Source organism: Serratia sp. PL7 (assembly GCF_945957435.1).
Map to the genome: position 1 here is coordinate 419,594 of NZ_CAMFLB010000002.1, position 20,897 is coordinate 440,490.

Annotated in this window: 20 protein-coding genes; 5 read left to right on the forward strand and 15 right to left on the reverse strand. The window is 54.6% G+C overall.

Features of this window, described 5'->3' with window-relative positions:
- Positions 1–19: 19 nt before the first annotated feature.
- The 3 genes from lolE to lolC are packed head-to-tail and all read right to left on the reverse strand — an operon-like array spanning position 20 to position 3,166.
- Entirely contained in the window at positions 20–1,267 is a 1,248-nt protein-coding gene (lolE, locus tag N6G83_RS16480; protein ID WP_024531139.1) for a lipoprotein-releasing ABC transporter permease subunit LolE, read from the reverse strand.
- Positions 1,267–1,971 carry a lipoprotein-releasing ABC transporter ATP-binding protein LolD gene (gene lolD, locus N6G83_RS16485; protein ID WP_024485237.1) on the reverse strand — a complete coding sequence of 235 codons (705 nt, stop codon included), beginning with the start codon at positions 1,969–1,971 and terminating at the stop codon, positions 1,267–1,269. The genes lolE and lolD overlap by 1 nt, the downstream gene beginning before the upstream one ends.
- Positions 1,964–3,166 carry a lipoprotein-releasing ABC transporter permease subunit LolC gene (gene lolC, locus N6G83_RS16490; RefSeq protein ID WP_074031332.1) on the reverse strand — a complete coding sequence of 401 codons (1,203 nt, stop codon included), beginning with the start codon at positions 3,164–3,166 and terminating at the stop codon, positions 1,964–1,966. The genes lolD and lolC overlap by 8 nt, the downstream gene beginning before the upstream one ends.
- 244 nt (positions 3,167–3,410) lie before the next feature.
- Here lolC and N6G83_RS16495 point away from each other — a divergent pair, with 244 nt between their 5' ends.
- On the forward strand, positions 3,411–4,391 hold the full coding sequence (locus tag N6G83_RS16495) for a threo-3-hydroxy-L-aspartate ammonia-lyase (protein ID WP_211135725.1): 981 nt from the start codon (positions 3,411–3,413) through the stop codon (positions 4,389–4,391).
- A gap of 348 nt (positions 4,392–4,739) precedes the next feature.
- Entirely contained in the window at positions 4,740–8,216 is a 3,477-nt protein-coding gene (gene mfd / locus N6G83_RS16500; RefSeq protein ID WP_211135724.1) for a transcription-repair coupling factor, read from the forward strand.
- 64 nt (positions 8,217–8,280) lie between these two features.
- On the opposite strand, the gene N6G83_RS16505 is transcribed toward mfd, so the two are convergent.
- From N6G83_RS16505 to N6G83_RS16550, 10 genes are all read right to left on the reverse strand, one after another.
- Complete coding sequence (locus N6G83_RS16505; RefSeq protein ID WP_260523998.1) at positions 8,281–8,817, reverse strand: glycine zipper 2TM domain-containing protein; 537 nt, start codon at positions 8,815–8,817, stop codon at positions 8,281–8,283.
- 321 nt (positions 8,818–9,138) lie between these two features.
- On the reverse strand, positions 9,139–9,819 hold the full coding sequence (locus N6G83_RS16510) for a hypothetical protein (RefSeq protein ID WP_211136368.1): 681 nt from the start codon (positions 9,817–9,819) through the stop codon (positions 9,139–9,141).
- A 350-nt stretch (positions 9,820–10,169) separates the two neighbouring features.
- The gene (locus tag N6G83_RS16515; protein WP_024485958.1) at positions 10,170–11,474 is read right to left on the reverse strand and encodes an NAD(P)/FAD-dependent oxidoreductase; all 1,305 of its coding nucleotides are present in this window, start codon (positions 11,472–11,474) and stop codon (positions 10,170–10,172) included.
- Between the two features lie 332 nt (positions 11,475–11,806).
- Complete coding sequence (ycfP, locus tag N6G83_RS16520; RefSeq protein WP_024485957.1) at positions 11,807–12,349, reverse strand: alpha/beta hydrolase YcfP; 543 nt, start codon at positions 12,347–12,349, stop codon at positions 11,807–11,809.
- A gap of 76 nt (positions 12,350–12,425) precedes the next feature.
- Positions 12,426–13,445, reverse strand: coding sequence for a beta-N-acetylhexosaminidase (nagZ, locus tag N6G83_RS16525; RefSeq protein WP_029712059.1), 1,020 nt, complete (start codon positions 13,443–13,445; stop codon positions 12,426–12,428).
- 37 nt (positions 13,446–13,482) lie between these two features.
- Positions 13,483–14,346, reverse strand: coding sequence for a phosphotransferase (locus N6G83_RS16530; RefSeq protein ID WP_074031328.1), 864 nt, complete (start codon positions 14,344–14,346; stop codon positions 13,483–13,485).
- Positions 14,327–14,908 (reverse strand): penicillin-binding protein activator LpoB, encoded by a 582-nt coding sequence (gene lpoB, locus N6G83_RS16535; protein ID WP_024531148.1) that lies wholly within the window; start codon positions 14,906–14,908, stop codon positions 14,327–14,329. Before lpoB ends, N6G83_RS16530 begins: the two co-directional genes overlap by 20 nt.
- 25 nt (positions 14,909–14,933) lie before the next feature.
- Positions 14,934–15,323 (reverse strand): YcfL family protein, encoded by a 390-nt coding sequence (locus tag N6G83_RS16540; RefSeq protein ID WP_024531149.1) that lies wholly within the window; start codon positions 15,321–15,323, stop codon positions 14,934–14,936.
- 12 nt (positions 15,324–15,335) lie between these two features.
- Positions 15,336–15,686 carry a purine nucleoside phosphoramidase gene (gene hinT / locus N6G83_RS16545; protein WP_021178295.1) on the reverse strand — a complete coding sequence of 117 codons (351 nt, stop codon included), beginning with the start codon at positions 15,684–15,686 and terminating at the stop codon, positions 15,336–15,338.
- Between the two features lie 134 nt (positions 15,687–15,820).
- Complete coding sequence (locus N6G83_RS16550; protein ID WP_024531150.1) at positions 15,821–16,126, reverse strand: winged helix-turn-helix transcriptional regulator; 306 nt, start codon at positions 16,124–16,126, stop codon at positions 15,821–15,823.
- A 167-nt stretch (positions 16,127–16,293) separates the two neighbouring features.
- Here N6G83_RS16550 and N6G83_RS16555 point away from each other — a divergent pair, with 167 nt between their 5' ends.
- The 3 genes from N6G83_RS16555 (at position 16,294) to N6G83_RS16565 (ending at position 18,207) form a co-directional block, all read left to right on the forward strand.
- A complete protein-coding gene (locus tag N6G83_RS16555) occupies positions 16,294–17,049 on the forward strand; it encodes an SDR family oxidoreductase (RefSeq protein ID WP_074031326.1) in 756 nt (251 codons plus the stop codon).
- A gap of 412 nt (positions 17,050–17,461) precedes the next feature.
- Positions 17,462–17,614, forward strand: coding sequence for a type I toxin-antitoxin system Hok family toxin (locus N6G83_RS16560; protein ID WP_021178298.1), 153 nt, complete (start codon positions 17,462–17,464; stop codon positions 17,612–17,614).
- 440 nt (positions 17,615–18,054) lie between these two features.
- Positions 18,055–18,207, forward strand: a complete 153-nt coding sequence (locus N6G83_RS16565; RefSeq protein ID WP_021178298.1) for a type I toxin-antitoxin system Hok family toxin — start codon at positions 18,055–18,057, stop codon at positions 18,205–18,207.
- 132 nt (positions 18,208–18,339) lie between these two features.
- Here N6G83_RS16565 and ptsG read toward each other — a convergent pair whose 3' ends face one another.
- Positions 18,340–19,773 (reverse strand): PTS glucose transporter subunit IIBC, encoded by a 1,434-nt coding sequence (gene ptsG, locus N6G83_RS16570; RefSeq protein ID WP_024528551.1) that lies wholly within the window; start codon positions 19,771–19,773, stop codon positions 18,340–18,342.
- Between the two features lie 339 nt (positions 19,774–20,112).
- Entirely contained in the window at positions 20,113–20,889 is a 777-nt protein-coding gene (locus N6G83_RS16575) for a metal-dependent hydrolase (protein WP_074031323.1), read from the reverse strand.
- Positions 20,890–20,897 lie beyond the last annotated feature (8 nt).

Sequence of the window (20,897 nt, forward strand, 5' to 3'; positions counted from 1 at the left end):
TACTGGCCCCAGGTTTTTATTACTGCCCGCTCAATACGCGGGCCGGATCGATGCGGCTGGCACGTCTGGCCGGATACCAACTGGCCAGCAGGCTAAGCACGATTGCCGTACCCAGTACGATCGCCACGTCAAGCCAGTGCAGTTCGGACGGCAGGAAATCGATAAAGTAGATGTCGCCAGACAGGAAAGAATGGCCCATCAGCTTTTCGATACCTTTCATGATATTGGTCAGCTGTAGCGAGGCAATCACTCCAACCACTACCCCACTAAGGCTACCTACCAGCCCAGCCAACAGGCCATACCAGACAAAGATGGCGCGAATAAAGCCGTCTTTGGCCCCCAGCGTACGCAGCACGGCAATGTCGCCGCTCTTGTCCTTCACCGCCATAACCAGAGTGGAAACGATGTTGAAACAGGCCACGCCTATCACCAGCACCATCGCCAGATACATGATGGCGCGGATCATCTGAATGTCGCGATACATAAAACCGTAGGTGCCAATCCAGCTCTTGATATAGACGGTAGCATCGGCAACTTCTCCGGCGTCACGCACCAGCTTGTTAGCGGCGAAGACGTCGTTGACCTTGATGGCGATGCCGGTGACACTGTCACCCATATCCAGATATTGCTGGGCATCTGCCAACGGCACCATGGCCAGACTGTGATCGAGCTGGCCGCTAAGTTGCAGAATGCCGGTGACATGCAGGCGAATACGCTTCGGCTGCAACAGTTTCATCTCAGGATCGCTATTGGGGATCATCACCGTGACGTAAGAGCCCTGCTTCACGCCCAGAGCGTCAGCCACCCCTTTGCCCAGGATCACCTGCTGCTCACCGCTTTTGAAGTTAGCCCAGGCATCGCCCTGCACATAACTTGGCAGCGCGCTGAGCTGTTTTTCCTGCGCAGGATCGACCCCTTTTACCTGCACGGCACGTAGCTGAGCACCATTTTCCATCAGCCCGGTAAAGTTGATATAGGGTGCCGCTGCCAGAATGCCCGGTACCTTTTCGACCCGTTGCAGGATCTCCGGCCAGCCGGTGAACGGTTGCTTGACCGGTTCGATCTCACCGTGTGGCACCACCGCCAGAATACGGTTCTGCAGTTCACGTTCGAAGCCGTTCATTGCGCTCAGCCCCACGATCAGCACCGCCACGCCCAGCGCGATGCCGATGGTGGAGATCACCGAGATCAACGAAACCATGCCGCCGCGCCGCCGGCCACGGCTAAAGCGCAGCGCCATCAGCAATGAAAGTGGCGAAGCGCTCATTACTCGGCCCCCATCAGGGTCAGTTGTGCCTGTAGATGGCCGTCTGCCATTTCCAACTGGCGGCTCAGGCGTTTAGCGAGTTGCAGATCGTGGGTGACCACCAAAAATGCGGTACCCTGGCGTACGTTCAATTCGCCCAGCAAATCGAAGATGCTGTCTGCGGTGCGTTTATCCAGGTTGCCGGTAGGCTCATCCGCCAATACCAGCGAAGGGTTATTCACCAACGCCCGGGCAATCGCCACGCGCTGACGTTCACCGCCGGAGAGCTCGGACGGGCGATGTTTGCTACGTTTTTCCAGGCCCACGGCCGCCAGCATCTCCAGCGCCTTTTCCTTCGCCAGCGCCGGTTTCATGCCGCCGATCAGCAGCGGCATCGCGGCGTTCTCCAACGCGGTGAAATCCGGCAGCAGATGATGAAACTGATAGATAAAGCCGAGCTGACGATTGCGCAGTTCAGCTTTGGCAGTGGAAGAAAGCTTGTTCAACGACTGCCCTTTGTAGATCACCTCACCCGAGGTGGGTGAATCCAGCCCCCCCAGCAGGTGCAGCAAAGTACTTTTACCGGAACCCGAGCTGCCGACGATCGCCATCATCTCGCCCGGTTGCATGGCAAAACTGACATTGCGCAGCACGTCGGTATGCAGGTTGCCTTCCTGATAGGTTTTACACAGGCGCTCACACTGCAATAAAGGATGGTTACTCATAACGTAAAGCCTCAGCGGGTTGTACGGCGGCAGCGCGCCATGAAGGGTAAAGCGTGGATAACAGCGAGACCGCCATCGCCACTACGGCAATGATCGTCACCTGGATAGGGTCAACCGCCACCGGCAGAGAAGCCCCGTCGATCAACGCGCCAAGGATCGGCATCAGGTTGTTCAGATTGGTGGCAAGCAGAACGCCTAACAGCGTTCCCAGGAGCGAGCCGATAATCCCGGCGCTGGCCCCCTGCACCATAAAGACCGACATGATCTGCCGCCGCGTCAGGCCCAGGGTTTGCAGAATGGCCACTTCGCCTTGCTTCTCCATCACCAACAGGCCCAGCGAGGTAATAATATTGAATGCCGCCACCGCCACGATCAGGCTGAGCAACAGCCCCATCATGTTTTTCTCCATGCGCACCGCCTGGAACAACTCACCCTTGCGCTCACGCCAGTCTTTCCACTGGGTACCTTCCGGCAGCGTTTGCTGGCTAAGGGTGTCCACCGTCAACGGCTGTTGCAGGAACAAGCGCCAACCGGTGATATTGCCCGCCGGGTAGCGCATCAGGCGTGAAGCATCTTGCTGGTTCGCCAGCAGCTGATAACCGTCCACTTCGCTATTGGCGTGGAAGGTGCCAATCACGGTGAATAAACGTTGGCTCGGGATGCGACCCATCGGGGTGAACTGGCTGGCGCTAGGCACCATCAGACGCAGTTGATCGCCACGCTTGACCCCTAACTGCCCGGCAAGCTGTTCACCGATAATCAGGTTGTACTCACCCGGTTGCAGCTGTTGCTGTTGAACGTTGACCAGATAAGGCGTCAGCGGATCGGGCTGCTGCGGATCAACCCCCAACATGACGCCAACGGCCACGCTGCGAGCACTTTGCAGCACCACATCGCCGGTAGTCAACGGAGTGACTCGGGTGACACCATGCAGGTTTTGCACGGCAGAGGCTGGCAGCTGTTCAGGGTTGATGGAGCCCTGTTTACTGGTGATCAGCGCCTGCGGCATGAGCCCCAGGATGTTGTTTTCGAGATCTTTCTCGAAGCCATTCATCACTGAAAGCACCGTCACCAGCGCCATCACCCCCAGCGTAATGCCAATGGTGGATAGCCAGGAAACAAACCGCCCAAAGCGGTCTGAGGCTCGCCCGCGCATATAACGCAGGCCAATAAATAACGCGACAGGTTGATACATGAAATCCGTTTTGTTGCCGTAGCTTAAGCAAAGTGATCAAGGATAATAAAGGCTCTACCGGGTTTATGGAACCACCCGGCCGGTTTTATTCATCATGTTTGCACGGGTTTACAGAAAATGCCTGATTTTGAACATCCTGAAGACACGGTTGTTTCCGCTGACAGCCGTTTAACCGTTTGACAATCCGTTTACAACGGGCAAATTAATAGACTGAACGAATCAATGCCAACCACATGAGGTAGCCATGACCGTTAAGCCCCACTGCATCACCGCCGCCGATATTGCCAAAGCGGCCGAAATCCTGCAAAACCACGCGATCCGCACACCGGTAATGACTTCCCGCCAGGCGGATGAGATCGCCGGTGCCCAGCTCTTTTTCAAGTGCGAGAATTTCCAGCGCATTGGGGCCTTTAAATTCCGTGGTGCCTATAACGCCATCAGCCAATTGGCTCCGGCCCAGCGCCAGGCCGGAGTGATAGCCTTCTCATCCGGTAACCATGCGCAGGCCATGGCGTTGGCGGCCCGTGAGCTTGGGGTGAACGTCACCATTGTGATGCCACATGACGCCCCCGCCGCCAAGCTGGCGGCAACCCGCGGCTACGGAGCTAACGTGGTGATCTATCAGCGGCAAACCGAAGACCGGGAAGCGATCACCCAACGGTTAGCGGCGGAACAGGGCTTAACGGTGATCCCACCTTACGATTATCCGCAGGTGATGGCAGGCCAAGGCACCGCAGCTAAAGAGCTGATCGAAGAAGTTGGCCCGTTGGATATTCTGCTGGTTTGTACCGGTGGCGGCGGATTGCTCTCTGGATGCGCCGTTGCGGCACATCACTGGTCGCCCGGTTGCCGGGTATTTGGCGTCGAACCCGAAGCGGGCAACGATGTGCAACAGGCGTTCCGCAGCGGTGAAAGAGTGTGGATCCCGGTACCAAAAACCATTGCCGACGGCGCGCAAACCCAGCAGGTGGGCAATCTCACCTTCCCGATCATTCAACACTATGTGGAAGATATCCTGACGGTGACCGACCAACAGCTATGCCAGCAAATGCGTTTCTTTATGGAGCGGATGAAGATGGTAGTCGAACCGACCGGTTGCCTGGCTGCCGCTGCGGCGATGAATCAGGTCATCGATCTGCGGGGCAAAAAAGTCGGGGTGATCGTCAGCGGTGGCAACGTGGACGTCGATAAAATCGGCCAGTATCTCGCCATGGCGCAGAATTGATTAAATTACCGCCAACAGGAAGCTTGCTCGCGCTTTTACCAGTGTCAGTTTATAAGCTGCTAGGCTAGTATAACCAAGGTAAAAGGTGATGGGCTTGAACCACTTGATGGTCCCCTCACCCTAACCCTCTCCCAGAAGGAGAGGGTACCGAATGTGCCACAGCCATACTCCGTTCCTAATCGCAACACCGTTCCAGCTCCCTCTCCTTGGGGAGAGGGTTAGGGTGAGGGGGAACGGGTTAGCTTTGGCCAAAGGCCAGGTAAACAGGATTTTGTGGTATTCACACGTCAAGCGCCACGGTGAACACCACAAAAACTGTTATTCAATTCATTGATTAAAGATAACTGAATGAGCATTTCTGATAAAAGCCGCAGCTCCGCATCTTCCTACCGTTACTCTCTTCCTGACCGTGCGGGCGATTTACGCCAGCTAGGGCAACTCACCGGCTCTGCCTGTGCCGTTGAATGTGCGGAAATCGCCGAACGCCATCCAGGCCCGGTGATGCTCATCGCCCCGGATATGCAAAATGCGTTGCGGTTGCGTGACGAAATCCAGCAGTTTACCGATCAGATGGTGACCACCCTTTCCGACTGGGAAACGCTGCCATACGACAGCTTCTCGCCCCATCAGGAAATCATCTCGGCGCGGCTTTCCAGCCTGTATCATCTGCCGACCATGGCACGCGGCATCATCATTTTGCCGGTGAATACGTTGATGCAACGCGTCTGCCCGCATGAGTTCCTGCATGGCCATGCGTTGGTGATGAAAAAGGGCCAACGGCTGTCGCGGGATCTGCTGCGGGCACAGTTGGAACAGGCCGGTTACCGCAGCGTCGATCAGGTGATGGAACATGGCGAATTTGCTACGCGCGGTGCGTTGCTGGATTTGTATCCCATGGGCAGCGAAGAGCCTTATCGCATCGACTTTTTCGACGACGAGATCGACAGCCTGCGCACCTTTGATGTGGATAACCAACGCACCTTGAGCGAAGTGGAAGCCATCAACCTGCTGCCAGCTCACGAGTTCCCGACCGATAAGGCCGCCATTGAGCTGTTCCGCAGCCAGTGGCGTGAACAGTTTGAAGTACGCCGCGACGCCGAACATATTTATCAGCAAGTGAGTAAAGGCACCTGGCCTGCCGGTATCGAATACTGGCAACCGTTGTTTTTCAGCCAGCCGCTGCCTTCCTTGTTCAGCTATCTGCCAGCCAATACGCTGCTCGTCAACACCGGTAACCTGGAAGGCGCCGCCGAGCGTTTCTGGCTTGATGTCAATCAACGCTATGAGAACCGGCGGATCGATCCGATGCGACCGCTGCTGGCTCCGGAGACCCTGTGGCTACGGGTCGATGCGCTATTTGCCGAGCTGAAAGCCTGGCCGCGAATGGCGTTGAAAACCGAGGAACTGCCCGCCAAAGCCGGTTGCACCAACCTGGGTTATCAAACCCTGCCAGAACTCGCCGTCCAGGCCCAGCAGAAGGCCCCACTGGATAATCTGCGACGCTTTATTGAAAGCTTCACCGGGGGCGTGGTCTTCTCAGTAGAGAGTGAAGGCCGCCGCGAAACCCTGCAAGATCTGCTTGGCCGCATCAAGCTGAGTACCAGCCTGATCCATCATCTGGATGAGGTCGAAGCATCGGGCCGCTACATGATGGTCGGCGCCTCCGAGCGTGGCTTCCTGGATACGCTGCGTGACCGGGCGTTGATTTGTGAAAGCGATCTGCTCGGTGAGCGCGTCAGCCGCCGTCGGCAGGATAATCGCCGCACCATCAATACCGATACCCTGATCCGCAACCTGGCAGAGCTGCACCCAGGGCAGCCGGTGGTGCATCTGGAACACGGCGTTGGCCGCTACGTTGGCCTGACGACGCTGGAAGCCGGGGGCATCAAAGCGGAATACCTGATCCTCTCCTACGCCGGTGAGGACAAACTGTACGTGCCGGTCTCTTCCCTGCACCTGATCAGCCGCTATGCCGGTGGAGCCGACGAAAACGCTCCACTGCACCGGCTCGGCGGGGATGTCTGGTCTCGAGCCAGGCAGAAAGCCGCCGAACGCGTGCGTGACGTGGCCGCCGAGCTGTTGGACATTTACGCCCAACGTGCCGCCAAGAGCGGTTTTGCGTTCAAGCATAATCGTGACCAGTATCAACTGTTTTGCCAGACCTTCCCGTTTGAGACCACGCCAGATCAGGAACAGGCCATCAACGCGGTGCTGAGCGATATGTGCCAGCCATTGGCGATGGATCGTCTGGTGTGCGGCGACGTCGGCTTTGGTAAAACTGAAGTGGCGATGCGTGCCGCCTTCCTGGCCGTCGAGAACGGTAAGCAGGTCGCGGTCCTGGTGCCGACGACCCTGTTAGCGCAGCAGCACTTCGACAACTTCCGCGATCGCTTTGCCACCTGGCCAATCCGCATCGAAATGATGTCGCGTTTTCGCAGTGCCAAAGAGCAGCAACAGATCCTGGAAGAGGCGGCCGAAGGCAAAGTCGATATCCTCATTGGTACCCATAAGCTATTGCAGAGCGATCTGCGCTGGAAAGATCTGGGGCTGTTGGTTGTCGATGAAGAACACCGCTTTGGCGTACGCCACAAAGAGCGCATCAAGGCAATGCGGGCCGACGTTGATATCCTGACGCTGACCGCCACGCCAATCCCGCGCACCCTGAATATGGCCATGAGCGGCATGCGCGATCTGTCGATCATTGCTACCCCACCGGCCCGCCGTCTGGCAGTGAAAACCTTTGTCCGCGAGTACGACAGCCTGGTGGTGCGCGAGGCCATCCTGCGTGAGGTACTGCGCGGCGGCCAGGTGTATTACCTGTACAACGACGTCGAGAATATCGATAAAGCCGCCGAACGCTTGGCGGAGCTGGTGCCGGAAGCGCGGATTGCCATTGGCCACGGCCAGATGCGGGAACGCGATCTGGAACGGGTGATGAATGATTTCCACCACCAGCGCTTCAACGTGCTGGTCTGTACCACCATTATCGAAACCGGCATCGATATCCCCAGCGCCAATACCATCATTATCGAACGGGCCGACCGCTTTGGCTTGGCGCAGTTGCATCAACTGCGTGGCCGCGTCGGGCGTTCTCACCATCAGGCCTATGCTTATCTGTTAACGCCAAACCCGAAGGTCATGAGCACCGACGCACACAAGCGGTTGGAGGCGATTGCCACGCTGGAAGATTTGGGGGCCGGATTCGCGCTCGCTACCCACGATTTGGAAATCCGTGGTGCAGGGGAACTGCTGGGAGAGGACCAAAGCGGCCAGATGACCACCGTGGGCTTCTCGCTGTATATGGAGCTGTTGGAAAGCGCCGTCGACGCCCTGAAGAACGGGCGTGAGCCTTCGCTGGAAGATCTCACCAGCAATCAGACGGAAGTGGAGCTGCGCATGCCAGCGCTGCTGCCCGACGACTTTATCCCGGACGTGAATACTCGTTTGTCCTTCTATAAACGCATTGCCAGCGCTAAAAATGAGGGTGAACTGGAGGAACTGAAGGTTGAGCTGATCGACCGCTTTGGCCTGCTGCCGGATGCAGCACGTAATCTGCTGCAAAGCGCGGCAATGCGTCAACAGGCGCAGTTACTGGGGATCAAGCGTATCGAAGGCAACGAGCGCGGGGGCTTTATCGAGTTTGGTGAGAAGAACCGGGTCGATCCGGGTTATCTGATTGGCTTGCTGCAAAGCAAACCGCAGGTTTACCGCCTGGATGGGCCAACCAAGCTGAAGTTTATGTTGGATCTTAGCGACCGGGCCGAACGCTTGAAGTTTATCGGCGAACTGCTGGCAGCGTTCAGAGAGCATACTTTGCCAGCTTGATGACCAATGTCCCCTCACCCTCTCCCTTTGGGAGAGGGTTGTTGTTAGGAGTAAACGGCGAAGATCAGACCTTGGTCAGTATCAACTGACCGCTTTTATCCAGCGGGATCTGGGTGCCTGGATCGTGATCCATGCGGATTTTACCCTGTTGGTTGCCAATTTTGTAAGTCACGTCATAGCCCAGCATTTTCTGCGATTTGTCATACACCGTTTTACAGCGCTGCTGCGTGCTGGTGGTGGTATCGTTATCCTGCATGGCACTCTGCACCTGGTGACCAGCATACCCACCACCCAGCGCACCCACCACGGTCGCAACATCACGGCCCCGGCCGCCGCCAAACTGGTGACCAATAACCCCCCCGGCCACCGCCCCCAGCACTGAGCCAGCGATGCGGTTTTCATCCTGAACTGGCGCACGATGGGTCACCGTGACATTCCGGCACTCCTGGCGAGGGGTCTTGATGGTTTCTTTGATCGGTGTTGCGGCGAGAACCTGCGCATATTGTGGGCCGGGAGTGAATACGTCCAGACCGGCCACGGCAGCAATTCCCAGAGCGGCTGCAATACCAATCCCAACACCGGCTAACATTGATTTGTTCACAGGAAATCCTCCTGAATGTGTTACCACGCATTATGCACCGGGCAAGCTCGCCTCAATCATAGGCAATCCCCCCGGTTTACGGCGTGCGTGACGCGCCGTCTGTAAACGCCCTAAAGTCTGCACAAGGAAGTTCAGCCTCGCAATAAGACTCCGTGAGCAAAATGCGATGAAAGCGGGCCAAAACCAATGAATTAAGAAGAATCTTAACCATACCCGTTGTTCACGAATCGAAAACCGTGAGGCATGGGTGCGGAATCAAACCGCTGTGTTGGAAAAATCGGCAGTGTATACGGTGAACATGGGTAAAGACGTGTCGATTCCTTACCGAAATTTTGCTGCTTCGATACCGTCATAAAGCTGATCGATAAAGCGGACAAACGCTTTAAATCCATCATTAATGAGTGATGTAAAATACTGACATTCATCCTCAGTGAAAATGAGCCGGTTTATGATTTCATCATCGGCTCCCATTGTGTGTCCTGATTCATGGCTTGCATGCAGGGAACCACAAAATTCCAGTTTTAAACTGGTTCCACTAGTTATCTCATTCAGAGTTGTGAACATGATGTTTCCCGTTGCCTCCATCACTTCAATAATGACCAATCTTGATTTGGCATCTTTACCCGCTATTAACTCTATGAGGTCGTAAGTCAGTTTTCGGCTTGCCGAAAGCTCCTCTGACCAGAGGTATTGTAGTGTTTCGGTGAAGGGACGACTTTTGTTCATGTCTAGCTGTTGCAGGTCAGTTATGTACCAAGGCCAATGATTCGAGTCCTCCTTCGCATGTTTATTGATCGCGTCTTCAAGTTCATTCTTAGGGGAAGCAAAAGGTAGCACGTATTTATTTATGTCTCCGAAACTCATAATAAAATGTGACATGCCAGGTAGAAAAGAAAGTCGTTCCTCAAGCGGAAGTGTTGTATTGCGGATATGAGTGAAAAACTTGTGTTTGGAAAAAGCGTCTTTTTGAATTTCAATCGCGAGTGACACTTTATTCATCATCTTAACACCTGTTTTATAAGTGACATTTTATGGCTCAAAAACAGCAACCATGTTTTGTGAACTATGAAGTTAATCGTGGGCTTTAAAGAGTATGTCAACGGCGATACTTTCTCTGTACGGCCACAGTTACTATAGCCCAATATTTGATTAGTCAATTCTTAACAAGGTGGTGACTCGCTCCCCGATGCCATTGAACAATGTATTAAAATGTCAGTGAATTGAGTGCGGTGAAAGTCGCACACTCCGTTCTTAGGGGCGCAGTCTTGCAACCTACTGATCTCACGGCAATAAAAAACCCACGCGGCAAGCCTACGTGGGTTTTCATCAACCGAACGAATGGGTTTAAAAAATTAGTGCATCTTCAAGCGCGGACGGATCACGCGGTTGATACCACCCACCAGCATCATCAGGCCGGTTTTGGTATAGCCGTGCAGCGCTACCTGGTGCATACGGTACAGCGAAATATACACCACGCGGGCGATACGCCCTTCGACCATCATTGAACCGCGCATCAGGTTGCCCATCAGGCTACCTACGGTACTGAAGCGGGAAAGCGAAACCAGTGAACCGTGATCCTTATAAACGTAAGGCTTCATCGGCTGATCGTGCATCATCGCCAGGATGTTGCTATAGCAACGTGATGCCATCTGGTGAGCAGACTGTGCCCGAGGTGGCACAAAGCCGCCGCCTTCACGTGGGCAGGAAGCGCAGTCACCGATAGCAAAGATGTTGGCATCACGGGTGGTTTGCAGCGTTGGCTCAACTACCAGCTGATTGATGCGGTTGGTTTCCAGCCCAGCAATCTCTTTCATAAAGTCTGGTGCCTTGATGCCCGCCGCCCACACCATCAGATCGGCATTGATAAATTCGCCGCCTTTAGTGTTCAGGCCATGCTCATCGGCACTGGTCACCATGGTATTGGTTAATACGCGTACGCCAAGCTTGTTCAGTTCCTGGTGCGCCGCTGCGGAAATACGCGGCGGCAGAGCTGGCAGAATGCGCTCACCGGCTTCAACCAGGGTAACCTTCAAGGCGCTGTTATCCAGCCCTTCAAAGCCGTAGCTGTGCAGCTGTTTGACCGCATTATGCAGTTCTGCCGACAGCTCAACGCCGGTAGCCCCACCGCCCACGATGGCAATATTCACGCTCTCCTTCTCTTCCGGATTGGCAGAGAACTTGAGGAACAGGTTCAACATCTCGTTATGGAAACGGTGCGCCTGATTCGGGTTATCCAGGAAGATGCAGTTATCTCTTACCCCTGGGGTGCCAAAGTCGTTCGAGGTGCTGCCGAGCGCCATCACCAGGATGTCGTAGCTTAACTCGCGGGCGGGAACCAGCTGGCAGCCTTGCTCATCGCAGATCTGCGTTAACTGCAGCGTTTTCTTTTCACGGTCAATGTTGACCAGTGAACCCAGTTGGAAGTTGAAGAAGTGATTACGCGCATGCGCCAGGTAGTTCAACGCATCCACACCGTCATCCAGGGAGCCGGTAGCCACTTCATGCAGCAACGGCTTCCACAGATGGCTGTGGTTGCGATCCACCAGCGTGATCTCCGCTTTGTGCTTACGACCCAGTTTATGGCCCAGGCTGGTTGCCAGCTCCAGACCACCGGCACCACCGCCGACAATAACGATTTTTTTCTTTGGCGTTGTCAAAATGACCCCCTGAATGTGAACCAATTGTTGCCTAAGGGTAAATAAATAATATCCTTAGAATACATAGGGTTCGCTTAAGTTAAACCTGCAATCTGGGGCCAGAATAGCACGAGAGGTTATTTGGTCATACCAAAATTGATGTACGTCAAAGTTTTTTGGTTAAAGGCTGGACGAAGGGATTTTTTGAGGATTGTGATTCAAATAGTTAGCGTGAGATCACAGTTTTACATTTTGCTGCCCACTGGCGAAAACGGGCACGATAAAAACAAAAAAGCCGCAATTGCTGCCCTTGGGGAACAGCGTTCACGGCTCAATAATGCGTTATAAAACTGTTACGCCAATGTCTTGAACGCTTTGATGCGTTGCAAGTGCGGCGAGATGTTTTTAAACTTGTGACTCTGCTGTTCATCCCAGACGATTTCATAATACTTGTGCAGCAACTCGGCACTACGCTGGCTGTCCAACACTTCGTCCTGGCGAGAAAGCACCACCAGGCAGCGATCGCGGTTCTTCTCACGGAAATCTTCCACGCATTTGGTGGCGATATCACGATACTCTTCCGGCCGGTCGATCTTGCCGTGCATATGTTCTTCCGGGTACAGGTTCGGGTTGAAGATCACCTGACGGATGCCGCACAAAAAACCGATACGTTCAGCCCAAAAGCCCCCAAGACCCACACCGCAGATCAATGGATGGGCATCCCCTTCCTGCTGAACCGCCTTGTCCACCTCTTTCAATAAATGCTGCATATCATGGCGCGGATGCAAAGTGCTGTAGCTGATAAAGCGCACGTCCGGATCGATGAACTGTAACTGCATAATCTTTTCATGATTGCCGGGACTGGTGGAATCGAAGCCATGCAAATAGATAATCATGTGGTTCCTCGCAACAAGCTGGGGGCCGCTGGCAGCCCCCATTATTAACGCCGCCTTCTTGCGGCGCCCTGGCCGTTCACCCCGCTGAGCGTTGCTTATGCTCTTCCCAGCGTTCATGCAATTGACTCAGCGCATGATGCGCCTTTTGCCAACGGTCGGAATCGCGCAGTTCCTGACGGGTGAACTGACCGCGATGATATAACCGCTGCAATTTCTCTACTTTGACCGGGGACAGGTTATCTAACACGCTGACCGCCCCTGCCCGATTATTACAAACCAGGATCATATCGCAACCAGCATCGAGCGCCGCCTGGCCACGTTCGGCATAGCTGCCCATGATCGCCGCCCCTTCCATCGACAGATCGTCAGAGAAGATCACGCCCTCAAAGCCTAGCTCCTGACGCAAGATTTGCTGCAGCCAGTAAGGCGAGCCGCTGGCCGGGCGCGGGTCTGCTTCAGTATAGATAACGTGGGCTGGCATGATGGCATCCAGCAATCCGCGTTGGATCAGCTCACGGAAGATAGTCATATCATGTTCGCGGATTTGAGCCAATGGCCGTGGATCGCGCGGAGTTTCTTTATGCGAGTCCGCCGTAACCGCGCCATGCCCAGGGAAATGCTTGCCGGTGGTTTTCATCCCGGCGCTGTGCATTCCCTGGATAAAGCGTTCGGCCATCACTAACGCCTGCTGCGGATCGCTATGGAAAGAACGCTCGCCAATCGCCGCGCTGGCGTGGCCGATGTCCAATACCGGGGCAAAGCTGATATCGATATCCTGGGCAATCATTTCCGAGGCCATCAGCCACCCGGCTTCCTGAGCCAGACGCCCGCCTTCCTGAGCATCGTTGAGCGCCGCAAAGGACTGCGCCGCCGGTAAGCGGGTAAAACCTTCGCGAAAGCGCTGTACGCGCCCGCCTTCCTGATCCACCGCCACCACCAGCCGCGAATGCGAGGCCGCGCGGATTTGGCGAACCAGCTCACGCAACTGCTGCGGATCGGCAAAGTTGCGGGTAAACAGGATCAAGCCCCCTACCAGCGGGTGTTTTAAAATCTCGCGTTCTTCTGCGTCCAGCTCATAGCCGACGACATCTAGCATTACTGGGCCCACGGCCACCTCACATCAGTATTCATGATTAATTTGACGATGATAAACAAAAACGCCGGTATAACGCTGCGCCCCAACGCAAAAATTCCGCATCCCGACACTGCTGCCAGCGCACTTCGCACCACATCAGCATCAGGTAATCCACCCATGGCAACCAACGCTGAACCTGTGAGGCCAGCTGCGGCAAATCGGCATAGCCGTGGGGTTGGTATTGCTCTAAAAAGCGTTGTTGCACAGCCGGGGAAAATTGATTGAAGCGAAACATCGCCGCCAGCTCAAGGGCGATATCGCCATCGGCGGCATACTCCCAGTCGATCAGCCTGAGCTGCCCGGCCTGTCGCAGCAGATTACCGGCATGAATATCCATGTGCAGCGTTGCCAGCTGCAACGGTCGCGGCATGGTGCCAGTGATGAAATAGCGCTGCCAACGCAGCCAGGCAGGCGTGATCCGCCGGCGATCAATTTGCTGCCAATAGCGGGTAAATTGCTGTTGCAGATCCAGCCGGTAACCACTCAACCCACGGTTATGCAACCGTGCTGTCAGCTCTGCCAGTTCCCCGTTGGCCGTTAAGGAAGCAAACGCCGTTTCGTCAACGCTCTCACCGCCAAGCCATTCGACGATCAACCACTCAGGACTCTGTAACCATACCTTTGGCCCCATGCCTAATCCAGCGCGCTTGAGCACTTGCCCCTCACGCCGACGGTTAACGCCGAGCATGCGTTTTTCTGGCGTCTGCGGACGGGCCAGCAGTTGCACATCGCCACTGTCGATCCGCCAGCTCTCGCCGCTCAACCCTTGTACCTGGCTAAAATGACAACCGGCGGTATTTACCGCCGGCAGCCTGTTACTCAAGAGTCGCCGCAGCTGGGATTCAGTATTTGACGTCGCCATTGCCTGACCAGACGATCTCACCGGTTTGTACCAGCATCAGTTGCATTTCCATCGCCGGTGACTTCACATCGCCACTGACGTCGCTATACAACACGTATTGCGCATTGACGATGCGCGCCAGGCCAATCGCCTTGCTGCGCGACCCAAGGCTGTCTTCCGCCGACAGGCCCAGCGTCTGTTTGGCGCTCGCCAACTGCGCTTCCGGCACGACGGCAAAGGTGTTGTTGGATGCCAAAGCCTGATGCAGCGCCGAGGTGGCGTTGCCGATGCTCAATGAGCCATTGGTATTGTTTTTCACGCTGTCCAACAGCAATACGCTGCCAGGCGTGACGCCATCAGCCTTCAGCATCTGATTGACCAACGGCTGTACGCTACCCAGCCAATCAAGCTGCTGGATCTTCGGCGGCTGTGGCACCGGTTCGGTGGTTGGTGGCAACGGTTCAGGCTGAGGCTCTGGTTGCGGCTGTGGCTCGACAGTCACCGGTGCCGTAGGCTCTGGTGGGCGTGATGGACAACCGGTTAACACCAACGCGGCCAGCGCCACCCATAGGAACTTTTTCATTACCTTCTCCAACGTAACCCAAAACTTATAAGTATAAATACAGACGTACACGCTTGGCATCAAGGTTGCCATTCAACGAATAAATCTCGGTGTCTGAATTGGCGGCAACGGTGACCGTGCGCGGCTTTTCAAAAGGCAGGATATCCAGCCCCTGTTTGTCATACCAGTAGAAACGATAGTGGAGGGTCACCGGCGTCGTCTGGGTGTTGCTGAGCACCGAACTGGCCCGCAGGCGGCCAGATGCGTCGGCAATAGACGGGTTATCCGCCAGAATACCCGCCGTCAGTACCGGTGAATCCATCACTACCGTTTGCCGTTCATTGACCGAGATGCCCTTCGGGCTGCTACACCCCATCAGCATCGCGGCGGGGAGCACCAGCGCCATCAAGTAACGCGTCGTGTGGATATAGCGCATGGTCTTCCTCGGTTAACGTGACAATAACGGGCCCAGAGCGCGGCCACCGACTAAATGCATATGAATATGATAGACCTCCTGCCCGCCATGACGATTGCAATTAATGAGCAAGCGGTAACCGTCTTCGGCAATCCCTTCCTGCTCGGCAATTTTGGCCGCCACGGTGATCATACGGCCTAATGCGGCCTCGTGCTCCACGGTCACGTCGTTCACCGTTGGGATCAGTACGTTCGGCACGATCAGGATGTGGGTCGGTGCCTGTGGGGAAATATCACGAAATGCGGTGACCAGTTCGTCCTGGTAGACCACATCGGCAGGGATTTCACGGCGAATAATTTTACTGAAAATCGTTTCTTCGGCCATCTGGAACTCCTTGTTCAGCGAAAATATTGGTTTACGCAGTATGCGTGACAAATTCTACTGCTATCAACCCGATTGCGCACTTTCCGTATCGAGTGATGGAGAATCACTCAACCTTACGAGTTTACTGGCGATGATTAACTACCGATCAGCTGCGGCGCATGGCCACGCATCCAATCGGCCAACGAGTCTAACGTGGGGCGCAATGTTTTACCCAGAGGCGTTATCTGGTACTCCACCCGTGGTGGCACCTGTGGAAACACCTGCCGAGTGACAAGACCGCATTGTTCAAACTGGCGGAGCTGACGCGTCAGCTCTTTTTGCGCGATGGGTGCCACTGCGCGCTGTAATTCGCTAAAGCGTATCGGGCCGTCGATCACCATCAGGCGATACAGGATCGGGATCGCCCATTTGCCTGAAATCAAATTGACGAAGCTCACCATCGGGCACGGTTCTCCCGCAGGCGGTAACGGGAAATTTTTTTCGACCTGCCCTTTCACTATTGACGCCATTGCATCCCACCTTGTCTTTTAGTATCCAAACGGTACCTACTATGCAAAAGGTACTAACAAACCAATAATGGCGTAACTGGCCAACGAGAGGAAGGGTTATGTCACGATTAACAGGTAAATACGCGTTGATTACCGGGGGAACCAGCGGCATCGGACTGGAGACGGCCCGGCAGTTTATTGCCGAAGGAGCCACTGTGGCGATCACCGGGCGCAGCGCTAGCGGGTTAACAGCGGCTGGCGAAACGCTAGGGGATGTCGTGCTATTGCACAATGACGCCGGGGTTATCGGCCAACAGAGGATTTTGGCAGCGCAGTTGGCTAAAAGCTGGCCCAGGCTGGATATCCTGTATATCAACGCCGGTGATGTCACCCACCTGCCGTTACAGGAATGGGATCAACAGCGCTATGACCAACTGATGAACACCAATCTCAAAGGCCCTCTGTTTTTGATCCAGGCCCTGTTACCGTTGCTGGGCAATCCCGCCTCGGTGATCCTGTGTGGTTCTGTCAGCGCGCATATTGGCCTGGCGCAAAGCAGCGTCTATGCCGCCAGTAAAGCCGGGATTTTATCTTTGGCGCGTTCACTTTCTGCCGAGCTGCACCCGCGCGGTATTCGCGTCAACGGCCTTAGCCCTGGCCCAACGGCAACTCCGGCGCTGGGCAAGCTGGGTTTACCGGCACAGGCTGAACAGACATTGCGCGAAGAGATCCACGCGCTGGTGCCGATTGGCCGCATGGGGACCGCGCTAGAATTGGCAAAAGCCGCCGTATTCCTCGCATCTGACGAATCCAGCTACATGGTGGGCAGTGAACTGCTGATCGACGGTGGCGTGGGGAATTTAGCACGGAGTTGAAAGGCTGTTATAGGGGCGCTGCATGCTGCGCCCAATGAGATCATGCCACTGTTTGCTCCACGAGTTTAGCGCTTCAGCAAAACTTCCAGTCTGGCTTTCACCTCACGCCATTCATCACCGCTATGGACTGCGGTCAGCATCGCAAACAACGAGCAAAAAGCCCAAAATACGCAGGAATTATACTGGGCTGGTTCAGCTTAATTGTTCTATGTAACAAAGCGCTGATTTATTACCAGGCGGGATTACTGTTAACATTCGCGTGGGTGCTCTGGATCTTTTTGTCCTGAGCATTAGCAAGGGATAGAAAGAGAAAAGCCCCGAATCGATGTAAATCAACCCGAGGCCACTCTTATGCCCAAACACCATAAAGGTAGCCTCTTACCCGCTGAAAGGCAAGGACAAGGAGGCTATCATGCCGCAAAAGTTAGTCGTAATGGCCCTGGTTATTCTCTGTATCACCGTACTGGTGTTCACCTGGATGACCAGGAAAAGACTCTGTGAGATCCGCATTCGTAGCGGAGAAACGGAGGTTGCGGCCATGATGGCTTACGAATCCGCAAGGTAAGGCAACCCAACGGCGGGGCTTGCCCCGCCTGTTGGTTGTTTGAACAGAGATCCACGAGCACCCCTCCCTATCTTGTTAAGCCATCCCACACAAAAAAGCCCGCAGCCGCCATAGCATATGTAAGAAAAATAGGTGTAAAAAAAACCAATGAGTTATATAGAAATTCGTCACCGCAAGAAACGGCCAATAAATAACAAGGATGAGCACTGAGCCGGTTCAGCTTACTTGTTCTATGTAACAAAGCGCTGATTTATTACCAGGCGGGATTACTGTTAACATTTGCGTGGGTGCTCTGGATCTTTTTGTCCTGAGCATTAGCAAGGGATAGAAAGAGAAAAGCCCCGAATCGATGCAAATCAACCCGAGGCCACTCTTATGCTCCAACAACATAAAGGTAGCCTCTTACCCGCTGAAAGGCAAGGACAAGGAGGCAGGCTATCATGCCGCAAAAGTTAGTCGTAATGGCCCTGGTTATTCTCTGTATCACCGTACTGGTGTTCACCTGGATGACCAGGAAAAGACTCTGTGAGATCCGCATTCGTAGCGGAGAAACGGAGGTTGCGGCCATGATGGCTTACGAATCCGCAAGGTAAGGCAACCCAACGGCGGGGCTTGCCCCGCCTGTTGGTTGTTTGAGCAGAGATCCACGAGCACCCCTCCCATGTTGTTAATCAACCCATAAAAAAAGGGAGGCCTAAGCCTCCCCATTAACTCCCCTACCTGAATCAGTGATTACGGATGTATTCATCCATATCGGTTTTCAGGTTGTCGGATTTGGTACCAAAGATCGCCTGAACACCTGAGCCAGCCACAACCACACCGGCAGCACCCAGCTTCTTCAGACCAGCCTGGTCAACCTTGGATACGTCGGCCACGCTGACGCGCAGACGGGTAATACAGGCATCCAGGTTGGTGATATTTTCTTTACCGCCGAATGCCTGAACCAATGCAGCAGACATTTCAGAGCCACCCTGAGCTACCTGTTCGGAAGAGTTGTCTTCACGGCCAGGAGTTTTCAGATCCAGCTTGGCAATCAGCACGCGGAAGATGGTGTAGTACACCAGACCGTAGATGACACCAACGATTGGGAACAGCCAGATTTTGCTGCTGTTGCCACTCAGGACGATGAAGTCGATCAGACCGTGTGAGAAGCTGGTACCGTCACGCATACCCAACAGAATACAGATTGGGAACGCCAGACCGGCCAGGATCGCATGGATGACGTACAGGATCGGCGCAACGAACATGAAGGCGAACTCGATCGGCTCGGTAATACCGGTCAGGAACGAGGTCAGCGCAGCGGAGATCATGATACCGCCGACTTTGGCACGGTTTTCCGGCTTGGCAGAGTGCCAAATCGCAATCGCTGCAGCAGGCAGACCATACATTTTAAACAGGAAGCCACCAGACAGCATACCTGCTGTTGGGTCACCCGCCATGTAACGCGGAATGTCGCCGTGGAACACTTGACCAGCGGCATTGGTGTATTCGCCGATCTGCATCTGGAAAGGTACGTTCCAAATGTGGTGCAGACCAAACGGTACCAGAGCACGCTCAACAAAACCGTAGATACCAAACGCGACCACTGGGTTCTGATAAGCCGCCCATTGTGAGAAGGTCTGGATAGCCGTACCGATTGGCGGCCAGATGAAGGAGAGGATCACACCCAGAATGATAGCGGCCAGACCAGAGATGATCGGCACAAAACGCTTACCGGCAAAGAAGCCCAGGTATTCTGGCAACTGAATGCGGAAGAAACGGTTAAACATGTAGGCAGCAATGGCACCGGAGATAATCCCCCCGAGCACACCGGTATCCGCCAGGTGTTTCGCCGCAATCTCTTCGGCTGGCAAATGCAGCACCAGCGGTGCAACCACGGCCATGGTTTTCACCATGATGCCATAAGCCACTACCGCAGCCAGTGCAGAAACGCCGTCGTTGTTAGTGAAGCCCAGGGCAACACCGATAGCGAAGATCAACGGCATATTGGCGAATACGGAACCGCCGGCTTCCGCCATCACGTGAGAGACTACCAGCGGTAGCCAGCTAAAGTTGGCGGAACCGACGCCCAGCAGGATACCTGCGATAGGCAATACGGAAACCGGCAGCATCAGCGATTTACCTACTTTTTGCAGGTTGGCAAATGCGTTCTTGAACATAGTTGAGTGTGCTCCTGAGTAATAGTGCTTTGCTACTTCTCGCGAATTTTCGCGTTGCAGAGGGGGGAGAGAAAACCCCTGCATTTTCAGGGTGTCTGAGCACCCCTTTAATTTTTACGCAGAGTAAAATAAATACCCTGAACAATGTTTGATGGCAGTCACGTTTCGATGAATCTGACCGGCCATTTTTCAAAAATCGTCTACTTTTTGTGAAGAAAGATGAAAATTCGCCCGGCAGCTCCCCTGAAACGGGTGGGAACATTACCCGTTTCGAGGATTAATTACGAGCTTAAAAAGAATTAGATTATCGCCAGCGGTTCGCTAAGCCTAGACGAAGGATCAGAGTTCGATGTGAAACAAACGTGAAAAGTTGCTGGTGGTCGCTTGCGCCAGGTTTTCCAGGCTAACGCCCTTCAATACGGCCAGGTATTCTGCGACGTCACGCACATAGGCAGGTTGGTTTTCTTTACCACGATGGGGAACTGGCGCCAGGTATGGCGAGTCGGTTTCCACCAGCATGCGATCCAATGGCACATAGCGGGCCACCTCGCGCAGCGGCTCGGCGTTACGGAAAGTGACAATGCCGGAGAACGAGATATAGAAACCCAGATCGAGCAAGGCTTTCGCCGTTGGCAAATCTTCGGTAAAACAATGCAGCACGCCGCCGCAATCCTGTGCGTTTTCTTCACGCAGAATGGCCAACGTATCGTCACGCGCATCACGCGTATGCACAATCACCGGCTTGTTGAGATCCCGGCCAATACGAATATGTTGGCGGAACGACTCTTGCTGCAACGGGATATTGTCTTGCTGATAGAAGTAATCCAGCCCGGTCTCCCCCAGGGCAACCACCTGTTCAGCCGCTGCCAGACTGCGCAGTTCGGCATAATCGTAGCCCCCCTCCAGATTCAACGGATGAACGCCACAGGAGAACGCGACATCGTTACGTTGACCGATCAGTTGAGTCATCGCCTGGTAACCCGGCAACGTGGTGGCAACCGCCAGCACAAAACCCACATCCTGCGCTTTGGCTTTGACCAGGGCATCGTCCACGCTGTGGTGCAAGGTGGCAAAATCCAGGCTGTCGAGATGGCAGTGAGAATCTACTAATAACATGATAATTA